We start from the raw sequence: 14,603 nt of genomic DNA, 5'->3' as shown, positions 1-14,603 counted from the left end.
CGGGCCGTTGACGAAAGACCTGGAATGCGTCCGCGCAAGGAAATATCCCATCCATGGTTTCACATTCCGGTCATGGATGTGCATTTCACACCGGATTCGCTGTGTGGATGAGCGAAGGACGCTTGTACCGGACGCCGTGATGGAATATCTGAATTCTACAAAATCCATAGCAAGGAACGGCGGACCCCCGTGGCCGAAACATCCGTGCTGTCCGGCAAGCGCATCCTGCTCGTCATCGCGGGCGGCATCGCGGCCTACAAGAGCCTGGAGCTGATCCGCCGCCTGAAGGAACGGGGCGTGCGCGTGCGCGCGGTCCTGACCCGGGCGGGGGCGCAGTTCGTCACGCCCCTGTCCGTGCAGGCGCTGACCGAGGACACCGTCTACCAGGATCTGTGGTCCCTGACCGACGAATCGGAGATGGGCCACATTCAGCTGTCGCGCGACGCCGATCTGCTGGTCGTCGCCCCGGCCACCGCCAACCTGCTGGCCCGCATGGCCGCGGGCATGGCCGACGATCTGGCCGCCACCGTTCTGCTGGCCACCGACAAGCCGGTGCTCGTCGCCCCGGCGATGAACGTCCGCATGTGGGAGCATCCGGCGACCCGGGACAATCTGGCCCTTTTGGAAAAGCGTGGCGTGCGCCGGATCGGCCCGAACAAGGGCGAGATGGCCTGCGGCGAGTACGGGTTCGGGCGCATGGCCGAGCCGATGGAGATCGTCCAGGCCATCGCCACCCATTTCGAGGAGCTGGAGGCGCCCAAGCCGCTGGCCGGCAAGCGCGCGCTGGTCACCAGCGGCCCGACGGTGGAGCCCATCGATCCGGTGCGCTACATCGCCAACCGCTCCTCCGGCAAGCAGGGCCACGCCATCGCCGAGGCGCTGCGCCGGCTGGGGGCGGAGGTGACGCTGGTCACCGGCCCGACCCGCCTGCCCGACCCGCCCGGCTGCACCGTGCGCCCCATCGAGACGGCGCGGGAGATGCTGGCGGCCTGCGAGTCGGCCCTGCCCGCGGACATCGCGGTCTGCGCCGCCGCCGTCGCCGACTGGCGCGTGGCCGGCGAGTCGGACCGCAAGCTGAAGAAGGACGGCGGCGGCCCGCCGAGCCTGACCCTGACCGAGAACCCCGACATCCTGGCCACCCTGTCCCAGGCCGGGCCGCGCCGTCCGGCGCTGGTCGTCGGCTTCGCCGCGGAGACCGGCAACGTGGTGGACTACGCGACCGCCAAGCGCGCGCGCAAGGGCTGCGACTGGATCGTCGCCAACGACGTGTCGCCGGGCACCACCACCTTCGGCGGGGCCGACAACACCGTTCATCTGATCCGCGCCGACGGTGCCGAGGACTGGCCCACCATGGGCAAGGACGCCGTGGCCGCCCGCCTGGCCGAGGCCATCGCCCGGCATTTCAATCCGCCCTCCACACCCGCCCCCCAGGAGACCATTCCGTGAGCGCAACGGCATCCGCCATTCCCGTTCCCATCGTCCGGCTCGCCCACGCCGCGGGGCTGGACCTGCCGGCCTACGCGACCGAACACGCGGCGGGCATGGACCTGCTGGCCGCTCTGGCGGAGCCGGTCGTCCTGGAGCCGGGCCGCCGCGCGCTGATCCCCACCGGCGTCGCCTTCGCCCTGCCCGACGGCTACGAGGCGCAGGTGCGGCCGCGCTCCGGCCTGGCGCTGAAGCACGGGATCACGGTGCTGAACAGCCCGGGCACCATCGACGCCGATTACCGCGGCGAGGTCGGGGTGATCCTGATCAACCACGGCGACCAGCCCTTCACGGTGGAGCGCGGGCAGCGCATCGCCCAGCTGGTGATCGCCCGCTACGAGCGCGCCGCCTGGTCCGAGTCGGCCGTTCTGCCCGACAGCGCCCGCGGCACCGGGGGCTTCGGCTCCACCGGCCAGTTCATCTCGACCTCCCCCGCGCAGGAGTCGCACTGATGCTCCGCATCTCCAAGAAGCTGATGTTCGCGATCGAGGCGGTGCTGGACATCGCCTACAACGCCGGCACCGAACCCGTTCAGTCCGGCGAGATCACCCGCCGCCAGGGCATTCCCAAGCGCTACCTGGAGCAGGTTCTCCAGCAGCTCGTCCGCGACGGCGTCCTGGCCGGCGTGCGCGGGCCGCGCGGCGGCTACCGGCTGGCCCGCGAGCGCCGGCGGATCACTCTGGGCGAGATCGTGAAGGTCGTCCGCTCCATGGAGACCGCCACCGACCCCATCGAGGAGCCGGCCGGCTCCATCCTGGGGCACAAGGTGGTGCGCCCGCTGTGGAACGAGCTTCAGGAGGAGTGCATGAAGAAGCTCGACGACATCACCATCGAGGATCTCTGCCTGCGCGCCCGCACCGCCGGCGTCGAGAGCGAGACCGAAGATCGCATAGATTTTACGATTTGATCCCACACGGAAAACGGTTAAATTCTACGCATGATGTAGAAAGTGGGAAAATACCACACACCGGAGGAGTGAAAAATGCCGGGTTCCGAGTTTCGCGGTAAGATCTACGACAGCATTCTCGACACCGTCGGCGCCACGCCGCTGGTGCGCGTCAACCGGCTGGCCGAGGACGCCGGGGCCAAGGCCCAGATCGTCGGCAAGCTGGAGTTCTTCAACCCGCTGGCCAGCGTGAAGGACCGCATCGGCTTCGCCATGATCGACGCGGCGGAGCGCGCCGGCACCATCGAGCCGGGCCGCACCACCCTGGTCGAGCCGACGTCGGGCAACACCGGCATCGCGCTGGCCTTCGTCGCCGCCGCCAAGGGCTACCGCCTGATCCTGACCATGCCGGAGAGCATGTCGGTCGAGCGCCGCAAGATGCTGAAGCTGCTGGGCGCCGAGCTGGTGCTGACCCCGGCGGCGGAGGGCATGAAGGGCGCCATCCGGCGGGCCGACGAGATCGTCGCCACCGATCCGAACGCCTACATGCTCCAGCAGTTCAAGAACGCCGCCAACCCGGAGATCCACCGCAACACCACGGCGGAGGAGATCTGGAAGGACACCGACGGCAAGGCCGACTTCCTGATTTCCGGCGTCGGCACCGGCGGCACGCTGACCGGCGTGTCGGAGGTCCTGAAGGCCCGCAAGCCCGGTTTCCGCACCATCGCGGTGGAGCCTGAGGACAGCCCCGTCCTGTCCGGCGGCATGCCCGGCCCGCACAAGATCCAGGGCATCGGCGCCGGCTTCGTGCCGGACGTCCTGAACAAGGACCTGATCGACGAGGTCGTCCGCATCTCCAACCAGCGCGCCTTCGAGACGGCCCGCAAGGTGGCGAAGCTGGAAGGCATTCCGGTCGGCATCTCCTCGGGTGCCGCGCTGGCCGCGGCGCTGGAGATCGGCTCCCGTCCGGAGAACGAGGGCAAGCTGATCGTCGTGATCCTGCCGTCCTTCGCCGAACGCTACCTTTCCACCGCCCTGTTCGAAGGGCTGGAGTAAACCGGCTCCCCTCTCCCACATCCGCCTGCGGCTGTGGGAGAGGGATCTCCGGTACATGTTCCTGCGCAACCGGACGGCGAATATTGCGCCGCCGCGCATCCTGCTGTAGAGTGGGATCCGTCCGGTCTTTGTGCCCGCCCCTGGCATCGGGCGGCGCTTTGACAAAAAGATTGGATTTTATTAATCTAACCTGTCTGCGCCGGGAGTTTCGGCCGGCGCGGCTCCGCCGTTTCAGGCGACGGCCCGGCTTGCGCCACGGGCGCCCGACGATGCGGAGCTGACGGCACAGGACCAGCGGGGGAGGCCACCATGGGCGTCGCGATTCCGAATGCCTCGACGATGAACTGGTTCCAGTTCCGCGGCATCACCAACGAATTGGATTCCAACCTCGCGTCCACCGACTACCGCCAGTTCACGGTGTCGAAAGCCGGCGAATTCAATTTCCGAATCGCCGACATCAACACCAACATCAAGATCGTCGACCAGAACAACAAGGTCGTCGCCGAGGCCAAGGCGAAGAACGAGGCGGCGGAGGCCAGCGCGAAGCTCGGCCCCGGCACCTATACGGCGGTCATCTCCCAGGCCGTCCGCGGCGTGAATGAACGCGAATACACGCTGGACATCACCGAACGCCAGAACATCATGATGGTGGGGACCGGCGCCCAGATGAAGGGCACCGCCCGCGCCGTCCTTGGCAAAGATCCAGGCGTCCAGAAGCACACGCTGACCGTCGCGCAGGGCGGCGAGTTCGTCGGCAACATGTCCCTTCCCTTGACGCGCTGGGCCCTCATGAGCAAGGAGGGCAAGGTCGTGGCCTCCGGCGACACGATGGACCCGGCCAAGTCGGGTGAGGACATGCTGAAGAAGCCCAGCTTCAAGATCGACCCCGGCCAGTACGAGCTGGTGATCGTCCCGCCGAAGAACGTGGTCGGCGAAATCCCCTATCAGCTGAACTTCGTCCAGAAGGTCGCCAAGACGCCCGAGTCGACCGAGGAACGGCCGTTCGACAAGATCATGCGGGAGCGCGAGGCGCGGCTGAAGCAGTGGGCGGCGGAGGACGCGAACAAATCGTCCAGCACGTCGAAGACCACCCCCTACAAGATGAGCCTGCTCGCCTGACGCAGCCCGCCGCAGGAGCCCGACCGAGGGGCTTGCGCGGCATGGGGCGTTCCGCGCTATTCTGCGGATCATGGATTTCACCGACACTCAGCTTCACCGCTATTCCCGCCACATCATCCTGCCGGAGGTCGGCGGCATCGGGCAGGAGGCGCTTCTGCGCGCCCGCGTCCTGGTCGTCGGGGCCGGCGGGCTGGGCGCACCGCTCCTGCTCTACCTCGCCGCGGCGGGGGTGGGGACCATCGGCGTCATCGACGACGACACGGTGGACCTGTCCAACCTGCAACGGCAGGTGATCCACGACGAGTCGTCGCTCGGCGTTCCGAAGGTGGAGAGCGCCGCCGCCCGCATCCGCGCGCTGAACCCCGACGTGGCGGTGGAGGTGCACAAGACGCGCCTGACGAAGGACAACGCGCTGGACCTGATCGGCCGCTACGACATCGTGGCCGACGGGTCGGACAATTTCGCCACGCGCTTCCTGCTGAACGACGCCTGCTACTTCGCGAAGAAGACGCTGGTGTCGGCGGCGATCCTGCGCTTCGACGGTCAGGTGTCCACCTTCAAGGCGCATCTCGGCGATCCGCACCCCTGCTACCGCTGCCTGTTCCCGGAGCCGCCGCCGCGCGGTCTGGTGCCGTCCTGCTCCGAGGGCGGCGTGCTGGGAGCGCTGGCCGGCTTCGTCGGTTCGCTCCAGACGACCGAGGTGCTGAAGGAAATCATGGGCATCGGCGAAGGCCTGTCGGGCAGCCTGATGATGCTGGACACGCTGCACGCCTCCTTCCAGCGCATCACCGTGCGCCGCGACCCGGACTGCCCCCTGTGCGGCACCCACCCGACCATCCACGACCTGTCCGCCCACTGAGCGGCGGCTGAGAGGTTCTCCCCATGGAAGGTCCTGAAAACCTGTCCATCGTCCTGTTTGCGGGCGGCTTCGACCGGGTGCACTACGCCCTGGTGATGGCCAGCGCGGCGGCGGCGACCAACCGCAAGGTCACGCTGTTCTTCACCGGCCGCGCGCTGAACACGCTGCTGGCCGGGGACTCCGACGGCGCGCCGGGCTGGCACCGGCTGGATCCCGCCGACGACGGCCGCCGCCCGGCGGAACGCGACGCCGCCTTCACCGCCAACGGGCTGGCCGGGTTCGAGGAGTTGCTGGAAGCCTGCGTGATGCTCAAGGTCACGGTCATGGCCTGCGAGATGGGCCTGCGCGCGCTCGGCCTGCCTGCCGGTGTGCCGCTGCGCCCCGACGTGCCGGTGAAGACCGGCGGTGTCGTCACCTTCCTGAACGACGCGCCGAAGACCGGCGCGATCCTGTTCGTGTGAGCACCATGACCGACGACCACAGCCCGGTGGACCACAGCCTGGTGATCGAACACGCGAACCGCTTCGAGGCGATCGCCGCGGAGGGCTTCGAGGGCCGGCCCTACCGGGACGCGCTGGTCCATCTGGCGCAGCATGTGACGGCGCATCCCGATCTCGCCCCGCGGGTGGCGCACGCCCTGCGCATGATGATCGGCTTCATCGAGGACAGCGACCCGGCGAAGCGCTTCGGCCCGAAGGTGGCGATTTTGCGGGAGGCGGTGGGGCTGCTGGAGGGGTAGCTTTCGCAACGAGCCCCCACCCCGGCCCTCCCCCGCTTCGCAGGGGAGGGAGATGGTCGCGAAGCGGCGGCTGTCCCCTCCCCTGCGAAGCGGGGGAGGGTTAGGGTGGGGGCAAGGTCAGCGCTTGGGCATTTCGTTCAGATGGACTTGCTGTCCAGCGCGTAGCCGGCCGAGCGGACGGTGCGGATCAGGTCCATCTCCGTCTCCTCGTTCATCGCCTTGCGCAGGCGGCGGATGTGCACGTCAACGGTGCGCGGCTCGACATAGACGTCATGGCCCCACACCACGTCGAGAAGCTGCTCGCGCGAGAAGACACGGCCGGGGTGCTGCATGAAATGGCGCAGCAGGCGGAACTCGGTCGGCCCCAGATGCACGTCGCGCCCGTTCCGGCGCACCCGGTGGGCGGCCAGATCCATGGTCACATCGGCGAACTGCAGAGTCTCGTCGGTCATGCCAGGGGCTGAGCGGCGCAGCACGGCGCGCATGCGGGCGACCAGCTCGGTCGGGGAGAAGGGCTTGGTGATGTAGTCGTCGGCGCCGGAATTCAGGCCGCGCACGCGGTCCGCCTCCTCGCCGCGGGCGGTCAGCATGATGATCGGGATGTCGCGCATCTTGCTGTTGCGGCGCATCTGGCGGCAGACCTCCAGGCCCGACATCAGCGGCAGCATCCAGTCGAGCAGGACGATGTTCGGCGTCTGCTCGCCGGCCAGCAGAAGGGCCTCCTCGCCGTCGGTTGCGGCGTTCACGCGGAAGCCTTCCTTCTCCAGATTGTACTTCAGCAGCGTCACGATGTCGGCTTCGTCCTCGACGATGAGAACGAGCGGCTTCAGCGCCGAATTCATGCTTGTCCCGCTCCCACTGCGCGTCTCGCCGTCACGCGGCATGTCCCGCTCCATCGTTATCCGGGCCGCCGTCCCGCGGCAATCCCCGTTCCACAGCCTCCGTGGCCGCATCCATGACCGAACCGCCCGGCTCGACCACGGCGAAGCTGCTGCCGTCGTTCTTCGGACGCGCCGCGCGCAGCGTCGTCCCGACCACCAGATAATGGATGGTCTCGGCGATGTTGGTGGCGTGGTCGCCGATCCGCTCCAGGTTCTTCGCCATGAACAGCAGGTGCGTGCAGGGCGTGATGTTGCGCGGGTCCTCCATCATGTAGGTCAGGACTTCGCGGAACAGGCTGGTGTAGAGGTCGTCCAGCTCCTCGTCGCGCTCCCAGGCGGCGATGGCGCGCTGGACGTCGCGCTCGATGTAGGCGTCCAGCACGTCCTTCATGATCGACTCGACCAGCCGCCCCATGCGCGGGATGGCCACCGCCGGGCGCACCACCGGCACCTGGGCCAGCGCCAGCGAGCGCTTGGCGATGTTGGAGGCGTAGTCGCCGATCCGCTCCAGGTCCGACGCGATCTTCAGCGCCGACACGATCTCGCGCAGGTCCTGGGCCAGCGGCTGGCGCAGGGCGAGCAGGCGCACGGCCTCGGCGTCGATGTCGCGCTCGTAGGCGTCGATGCGCTGGTCGGCCTGCATGACCTGGGCGGCCAGCGCGACGTCCCGGCGGGCCACCGCCTTCACGGCGGCGTCCACCTGCGCCTCGGCGACGCCACCCATCTGGGTGATCAGGTTGGACAGGCGCTCAAGTTCGTGCGCGAAGGAGCGCACGATGTGTTCGGTGCTCATGCTTCACGTCCTTCGCTGATGGAGGATTCGCGGCGAGGCGGGAGATCAGCCGTAGCGGCCGGTGATGTAGCCCTGGGTGCGCTCGTCCCGCGGGTTGGTGAAGATTTCTTCGGTGTCGTCGCACTCCACCATGTCGCCCAGATGGAAGAAGGCGGTCTTCTGGGAGACGCGGGCCGCCTGCTGCATGTTGTGGGTGACGATGACGATCGTGTAGTTCTCGCGCAGCTCGTCGATCAACTCCTCGATGTGGGCCGTCGCGATGGGGTCGAGCGCCGAGCAGGGCTCGTCCATCAGGATCACCTCGGGGCTGACGGCGATGGCGCGGGCAATGCAGAGGCGCTGCTGCTGGCCGCCGGACAGGCCGGTGCCCGGCTCGCGCAGGCGGTCCTTCACCTCGTTCCACAGGCCGGCGCGCTTCAGCGAGGTCTGGACGATCTCGTCCATCTCGTCGCGGTGGCTGGCGATGCCGTGGATGCGCGGGCCGTAGGCGATGTTGTCGTAGATCGACTTCGGGAACGGGTTCGGCTTCTGGAAGACCATGCCGACGCGGGCGCGGAGCTGCACGGCGTCGATGGACTTGCCGTAGACATCCTCGCCGTCGAGCGCGATCAGCCCCTCGACGCGGCAGTTCTCGATGGTGTCGTTCATGCGGTTCAGGCAGCGCAGGAACGTCGACTTGCCGCAGCCGGACGGGCCGATCAGCGCCATCACGCGGTTTTCCTGGATTTCCAGGTTGATGCCCTTGAGCGCCTGCTTGGCCCCGTAGAACACCTTGACGTCGCGGGCGACCATCTTGGTGCCGTGGATGCCGGCGGCGGGACGCGAAGGCATGGCCGTGGCCGGGATGTGGGTCTGGACGCTCATGGGGTTACCAACGCCTCTCGAATTTCTTGCGCAGGAAGACGGCCAGGCCGTTCATCAGGATGAGGAAGGCGAGCAGGATCAGGATCGCCGCGGAGGTGCGCTCCGTGAAGGCCCGCTCGGGGCTGTCCGCCCACATGTAGATCTGCACCGGGATGGCCGTGGCGCTGTCGGTCAGGCCGCCCGGGATGTCCACGATGAAGGCGACCATGCCGATCATCAGCAGCGGCGCCGTCTCGCCCAGCGCGCGGGCCATGCCGATGATGGTGCCGGTCAGGATGCCCGGCAGGGCCAGCGGCAGGACATGGTGCGTCACCGTCTGCAGCGGCGAGGCGCCGACGCCCAGCGCCGCTTCGCGGATCGACGGCGGCACCGCCTTCAGCGCGACGCGCGAGGCGATGATGATGACCGGCAGGGTCATCAGCGCCATCACCAGGCCGCCGACCAGCGGGGCGGAGCGCGGCAGCCCGAAGAAGCCGAGGAACACCGCCAGACCGAGCAGGCCGAAGATGATCGACGGCACCGCGGCGAGGTTGTTGATGTTCACCTCGATCAGGTCGGTCCAGCGGTTCTTCGGCGCGAACTCCTCCAGATAGACCGCGGCGGCGATGCCGATGGGCACCGACAGCAGCATGGTCACCACCAGCGTCAGGGCGGAGCCGACGACGGCCCCCAGGATGCCCGCCTGTTCCGGCTCGCGGCTGTCGCCGGCGGTGAACAGGGTGGTGTTGAAGGTGCTGCGGATGGAGCCGTTGGCGACCAGCGCGTCGATGGCGGCGATCTTGACGTCGTTCAGCCGGCGCTCGCTCTCCGGCACGTCGCGCCGGATGAAGCCCTTCATGAACTGGTCGATCTCGTCGTCGGCGCGGACCCAGACCGTCTGCGTGGTGCCGACGATGGAGGGGTTGGCGTTGACCATCGCCTCCAGCTCGTACGGCGCGCCGGAGGACAGCAGGTCGTTCAGCGAGCGGCGGGTGGCGCGGTCGGTGGCCGCCGGGACCTGGGCGTAGAGTGCCTGCCGGACGAGGGCGGTGTAGTTCCGCTCCTCGACCTGCTGCTTGTCCAGGGTCACCTCCAGCCGGATCTGCGCCTGCCAGAAGGCGGTGTAGCCCTTGCTGACGATGGAGCCCAGCAGGATCACCAGCATCAGGGACGCGACCCCGACGGCGAGCATCCCGGCGATCCGGAACCGGCGCTCCGCGGCGTAGCGGCGGCGCAGGCGGGCGGAGAATTCCTCGCTCTGGTAGCGCGACTTGGTGACGGCGACCGACATGGCCCGCGTATCCTGTTCCACGAGGTCAGTCATATTTCTCTCGATACTTCTGGACCACCCGGAGGGCGACCATGTTGAGGGTGAGCGTCACGACGAACAGGACGAGGCCCAGCCCGAAGGCCGACAGCGTCTTGGGGCTGTCGAACTCCTGGTCGCCGACCAGCAGCGTGGCGATCTGCGTCGTCACCGTGGTCACGGCGTCCAGCGGGTTGGCGGTCAGGTTGGCGGTGAGGCCGGCGGCCATGGTGACGATCATCGTCTCGCCGATGGCGCGGCTGACCGCCAGCATGACGGCGGCGACGATGCCCGGCAGGGCGGCGGGCAGCACGACCAGCCGGATCGTCTCCGACTTGGTGGCGCCCAGCCCGTAGGAGCCGTCGCGCAAGGATTGCGGCACCGCGTTGATGACGTCGTCCGACAGCGAGCTGACGAAGGGGATGATCATCACGCCCATCACGAAGCCGGCGGCCAGCGCCGATTCCGAGCTGACGCTCAGCCCCAGGCTGTTGCCCACGTCGCGGACGAAGGGCGCCATGGTCAGGGCGGCGAAGAAGCCGTAGACCACGGTCGGGATGCCGGCCAGAACCTCCAGGATCGGCTTCAGCCAGGTGCGCAGGCCCGGGCTGGCGTATTCCGACATGAAGATGGCCGCCATCAGCCCGACCGGAACCGCCACCGCCATGGCGATGCCGGTGATCAGCAGCGTGCCGGCGAACAGCGGGATCGCGCCGAAGGAGCCGCTGGAGCCCACCTGATCGGCGCGCATGGCCATCTGCGGGCTCCAGTGCGTCCCGAACAGGAAGTCCAGCGGGTTGACCACCGCGAAGAAGCGGATCGCCTCGAACAGAAGCGACAGCACGATGCCGATGGTGGTCAGGATGGCGACCAGCGAGCAGATGACCAGCGCGATGTTGACCGTGCGTTCCACCCGGTTGCGGGCGCGCAGGTCGGGGTCGATCCGGCCGCGGGCGTAGAGCAGGCCGCCGATGGCGATGCAGCAGCCGATGACCAGCAGGCTCCAGTCGCCGAGCGCGTGCAGCCGCAGATAGCGCTCCGCCGCGGCGACCACCTCCGGATCGGGCTCGCGGCCGGTGGTGACGCCGTGGGCGAGGTTCAGGATGTCGGCGCGCAGCAGGCCGAGCGACTGGGCGTCGCCGTTGACCAGCCGGTCCGGCAGGCCGGACAGGACCATCTGCATGACCAGCCAGCCTTCCGACGCCCCCCAGAAGGCGAAGAGCAGCAGGGCCGGAAGCCCCGCCCAGAGGGCGACGTAGAAGCCGTGGTAGGACGGCACCGAATGAAGCTCGACGATGCGGCCGCCGACGGAGGCGACGGCACGCGACCGGCCCATCTGGTAACCGATCACTGTGAGCAGGGCCAGAATGATGAGCAGTACCGTGAGCTGCATGCGAAACCGCCGGAAATGGGCTGAAAACGGGCTCCTGGCACAAACGGGAAACCGGCGGCCCCATCAGGGTGCAGGCGTAGGCATCCAAGGTCCCCTCTCCCCTCTGGGGAGAGGGTTAGGGTGAGGGGGTTGCGCTTTTGCCGGACGTGCCGCCTTGCGCAACCCCCTCACCGGCCCTCCGGGCCACCCTCTCCCCGGAGGGGAGAGGGCTAAGGTGACCAAACGCTATCGCCGCGCCCTCAAGGGAGAGCCGCCGGTGCCGTCAGCCGGTCAGAGCTGGAGCGGGGTCAGGTTGGTCGCCGAGGTGCGGGCGGCGTCGCGCTCCGCCTTCGGCATGGAGATCAGGCCCTTGTCGCCCAGGTAGCCGTCCTCGCCCATCGCGCGCTCCGAGGTGTACTCGGCGATGAACTCGCGGATGCCCGGGATGACGCCGGCGTGGGCGTTCTTGATGTAGATGTACAGCGGGCGCGACAGCTCGTACTTGCCGGCCTGGACCGCTTCCGGCGACAGCTCGACGCCGTCCATCTTGGCGGTCTGCAGCTTGTCGCGGTTCTGGTCGTAGAAGCTGTAGCCGAACACGCCGAAGGCGTCCGGGTTGGCGGTCAGCTTCTGGACGATCAGGTTGTCGTTCTCGCCGGCCTCGACGTAACCGCCGTCCTCGCGGATGGTCATGCAGGCCTTCTCGCGGGCCTTCTCGTCGGCGACCGCGGCCTTCACCTCGGCGACCTTCTTGCAGCCTTCGAGCATCACCAGCTCGTTGAAGGTGTCACGGGTGCCGGACGTCGGGGGCGGGCCGAGGACCTCGATCTCCTTGTTCGGGAGCTTCGGGTCGATGTCCGACCACTTCTTGTAGGGGTTGGCGACCATCTTGCCGTCGACCGGCACGTCCTTGGCCAGCGCCTTCCACAGGATCTGGGTGGTCAGGTCGGTGTGCGGGGCCTGCTTGGAGTAGGCGAGCGCGATCCCGTCGAAGCCGACCTTCAGCTCGGTGATCTGGGCGACGCCGTTGGCGGCGCACTGCTCGACCTCGGACTTCTTGATGCGGCGCGAGGCGTTGGCGACGTCCGGGTGCTGCGGGCCGACGCCCGCGCAGAACAGCTTCAGGCCGCCGCCGGTGCCGGTCGACTCGACAACCGGGGTCTTGAACTTGCCGCCCTTGCCGAAGGCCTCGGCAACCGCCGTGGTGAACGGGAACACGGTCGAGGAGCCGACGGCGCGGATCTGGTCGCGCGACTGGGCGTTCGCAGCACCCGCGAAAGCGGCGGTCATGGCGACGACCGCGGCGGCGGTGACGGCGAGCTTCTTGGAATTCACGGTATCCCTCCGATGGTCCGGTTGCCCCTTTGCCGGGGAACGCGATGGTTCAACCCCGTGCCGCTTCCCCCAGGGGCGGGCGGCTTGCGGGGCGGACACTAGTCGGGGTCCGCGACGCGCTGATTACGGTTTTATGACAGTTTCATGACGACGCCCACTTTCGGTCACGCCGATGGGGGGTAACCGCAACCTCTAGGCTTGGCGCCGCACCGGCTCCGCGGCGCGCCCCTCTCCCGACTCCTCCGACGCGGCGGGCAGATAGACCGTGAAGGTGCTGCCCACCCCGACCGCGCTTTCGATGGTCAGGCGGCCGCGGTGGCGGTTCACGATGTGCTTGACGATGGCCAGCCCCAGCCCGGTGCCGCCCATCGCCCGCGACCGCGCGGCGTCGACGCGGTAGAAGCGCTCGGTCAGGCGCGGCAGGTGGGTGCGGGCGATGCCCTCCCCCTGGTCGCGCACGGCGACGGCGACCATTTGCATCCCCCGCCCGCCGCGTCCCGCCGGGCCGGACACCCCGACCGCCACGCCGTCGGCGAGCGACACGGCGACGGTCACGTCGGTGTTCTCGCGCGTGTATTTGATCGCGTTGCTGACGAGGTTCTGGAAGACCTGGGTGAGCTGGTCCTCGTCGCCGACCACCGCGGGCAGGCCGTCCGGCGCCTCCAGCGTCAGGCGGATGCGGCGGCTGGCCGCCTTCAGCTCCAGCGCCGCCATCACCCCGTCCAGCCGATCCAGCACGTCGACCTTGCCGGCGGGCGGCATGTGCTCGTCCAGCTCGATCCGCGACAGCGACAGCAGGTCGTTGACGAGGCGGGCCATGCGGCTGGCCTGGTCCTGCATGATCGACAGGAAGCGCTCGTGCGCCTCCAGATCCTCGCGGGCGGGGCCGCGCAGCGTCTCGATGAAGCCGAGCAGGGAGGACAGCGGCGTGCGCAACTCGTGGCTGGCGTTGGCGATGAAGTCGGCGCGCATCTGCTCCGACCGGCGCAGCGCGGTGATGTCGTGCAGCGTCAGGATGACCATCCGCCCCGGCACGGTTCCGGCGGGCACCCCGTCCTCGCCGGGGGCCGGGCGGGGAACGCGCCGCTGGAAGGGCTTGACCCGCACCTCGAACATGCGCTCCACCGGCACCGGCAGGCTGAATTCCAGGATGCGCGAAGCGCCGCCCTTCAGCACGGCGTCCACCGCCTCCAGAACCGCCGGGTTGCGCAGCGAGGCGGCAAGGTCACGGTCGAGGATGCGGTCGCCGAACAGGGCGCGCGCCGCCTGGTTGGCCCGCGCCACCTGCCGTTCCGCCCCGACCAGCACCAGAGGGTCGTGCAGCGCCTCGATGATGGATTCGTTGGCTTCGAGCTGGGCCAGCGCCAGTTCGGTGCGGGCGTTCATCACCCGGTGCAGCCGCACCGCCGCCGCCGCCGCCGCCCGCACCGGGCGGGAGGCGGTGACGGGCAAGGGCGGGACCGCCTCCGTCGGGCCAGCGGCGAGCTGTGCCGCGTGGGCGGCCACCGTCCGCAGGTCGCGGACATAGAGCTGGACCATCAGCGCCACCCCGCCGATCCCGGCCAGCCCGCCCAGCATCGCCACCAGCGGCCCGATCGTCCCCTGCCGCCACAGCCCCCACAGGGCCGGCAGCAGCGGCGCCAGCACCAGCGCGGCGGCAAGGATCAACCGGAGGGGCGGCATCGGCTTGGGAGTCATGGACGGCGCTTCTCGTGCGTCACGCGGACGGTCTTGGAGACGGAACTCCGCTTTTACACCATCCCGCAAGCCGGTGAGCGGGCGTCACAAAAGATTAACGCGCGAGCCGGGGACATGCCCGAAGCGAGCGAAGGCATCCTTCATAGCCCTCTCCCCTCCGCTCACGCGCAAACTTCGTTTGCGCTGACGCGACAGGCGGACCTTCGGTCCGCCGAGAGCGGGGAGAGGGTG

15 protein-coding genes are annotated in these 14,603 nt (G+C 68.7%); 8 read left to right on the top strand and 7 right to left on the bottom strand.

Features of this window, described 5'->3' with window-relative positions:
• Positions 1-189: 189 nt before the first annotated feature.
• The 8 genes from coaBC (at position 190) to Sp245p_RS01805 (ending at position 6,144) form a co-directional block, all read left to right on the top strand.
• On the top strand, positions 190-1,446 hold the full coding sequence (gene coaBC / locus Sp245p_RS01840; protein ID WP_014238768.1) for a bifunctional phosphopantothenoylcysteine decarboxylase/phosphopantothenate--cysteine ligase CoaBC: 1,257 nt from the start codon (positions 190-192) through the stop codon (positions 1,444-1,446).
• On the top strand, positions 1,443-1,937 hold the full coding sequence (dut, locus tag Sp245p_RS01835) for a dUTP diphosphatase (RefSeq protein ID WP_014238769.1): 495 nt from the start codon (positions 1,443-1,445) through the stop codon (positions 1,935-1,937). The genes coaBC and dut overlap by 4 nt, the downstream gene beginning before the upstream one ends.
• The gene (locus Sp245p_RS01830) at positions 1,937-2,392 is read left to right on the top strand and encodes an RrF2 family transcriptional regulator (protein ID WP_014238770.1); all 456 of its coding nucleotides are present in this window, start codon (positions 1,937-1,939) and stop codon (positions 2,390-2,392) included. The genes dut and Sp245p_RS01830 overlap by 1 nt, the downstream gene beginning before the upstream one ends.
• A gap of 75 nt (positions 2,393-2,467) precedes the next feature.
• On the top strand, positions 2,468-3,427 hold the full coding sequence (gene cysK / locus Sp245p_RS01825) for a cysteine synthase A (protein WP_014238771.1): 960 nt from the start codon (positions 2,468-2,470) through the stop codon (positions 3,425-3,427).
• Between the two features lie 309 nt (positions 3,428-3,736).
• Positions 3,737-4,546: a hypothetical protein gene (locus Sp245p_RS01820; protein WP_014238772.1), complete on the top strand. Its 810-nt coding sequence runs from the start codon at positions 3,737-3,739 to the stop codon at positions 4,544-4,546.
• A 70-nt stretch (positions 4,547-4,616) separates the two neighbouring features.
• The gene (locus Sp245p_RS01815) at positions 4,617-5,405 is read left to right on the top strand and encodes a HesA/MoeB/ThiF family protein (RefSeq protein ID WP_014238773.1); all 789 of its coding nucleotides are present in this window, start codon (positions 4,617-4,619) and stop codon (positions 5,403-5,405) included.
• A gap of 23 nt (positions 5,406-5,428) precedes the next feature.
• On the top strand, positions 5,429-5,866 hold the full coding sequence (locus Sp245p_RS01810; protein WP_014238774.1) for a DsrE family protein: 438 nt from the start codon (positions 5,429-5,431) through the stop codon (positions 5,864-5,866).
• Between the two features lie 5 nt (positions 5,867-5,871).
• A complete protein-coding gene (locus Sp245p_RS01805; protein ID WP_014238775.1) occupies positions 5,872-6,144 on the top strand; it encodes a hypothetical protein in 273 nt (90 codons plus the stop codon).
• 137 nt (positions 6,145-6,281) lie between these two features.
• Here the strand turns inward: Sp245p_RS01805 and phoB are convergent, their stop codons facing one another.
• From phoB to Sp245p_RS01765, 7 genes are all read right to left on the bottom strand, one after another.
• Positions 6,282-6,986, bottom strand: coding sequence for a phosphate regulon transcriptional regulator PhoB (gene phoB, locus Sp245p_RS01795; protein ID WP_014238776.1), 705 nt, complete (start codon positions 6,984-6,986; stop codon positions 6,282-6,284).
• 31 nt (positions 6,987-7,017) lie between these two features.
• A complete protein-coding gene (gene phoU, locus Sp245p_RS01790) occupies positions 7,018-7,818 on the bottom strand; it encodes a phosphate signaling complex protein PhoU (protein WP_014238777.1) in 801 nt (266 codons plus the stop codon).
• 45 nt (positions 7,819-7,863) lie between these two features.
• Positions 7,864-8,649: a phosphate ABC transporter ATP-binding protein PstB gene (gene pstB / locus Sp245p_RS01785; protein WP_173400345.1), complete on the bottom strand. Its 786-nt coding sequence runs from the start codon at positions 8,647-8,649 to the stop codon at positions 7,864-7,866.
• Positions 8,650-8,686: 37 nt separating this feature from the next.
• Positions 8,687-9,985 carry a phosphate ABC transporter permease PstA gene (gene pstA, locus Sp245p_RS01780; RefSeq protein WP_082188108.1) on the bottom strand — a complete coding sequence of 433 codons (1,299 nt, stop codon included), beginning with the start codon at positions 9,983-9,985 and terminating at the stop codon, positions 8,687-8,689.
• Positions 9,978-11,360, bottom strand: coding sequence for a phosphate ABC transporter permease subunit PstC (gene pstC, locus Sp245p_RS01775; RefSeq protein ID WP_014238780.1), 1,383 nt, complete (start codon positions 11,358-11,360; stop codon positions 9,978-9,980). Before pstC ends, pstA begins: the two co-directional genes overlap by 8 nt.
• A gap of 270 nt (positions 11,361-11,630) precedes the next feature.
• On the bottom strand, positions 11,631-12,674 hold the full coding sequence (locus tag Sp245p_RS01770) for a PstS family phosphate ABC transporter substrate-binding protein (RefSeq protein ID WP_014238781.1): 1,044 nt from the start codon (positions 12,672-12,674) through the stop codon (positions 11,631-11,633).
• Between the two features lie 192 nt (positions 12,675-12,866).
• Entirely contained in the window at positions 12,867-14,372 is a 1,506-nt protein-coding gene (locus tag Sp245p_RS01765; RefSeq protein ID WP_014238782.1) for an ATP-binding protein, read from the bottom strand.
• Positions 14,373-14,603 lie beyond the last annotated feature (231 nt).

This window comes from Azospirillum baldaniorum (assembly GCF_003119195.2).
In the GTDB taxonomy this organism is placed as follows: Bacteria; Pseudomonadota; Alphaproteobacteria; order Azospirillales; family Azospirillaceae; genus Azospirillum; species Azospirillum baldaniorum.
Note: the sequence above shows the minus strand (reverse complement) of the source record. Positions and strands in the feature narration are given on the sequence as shown.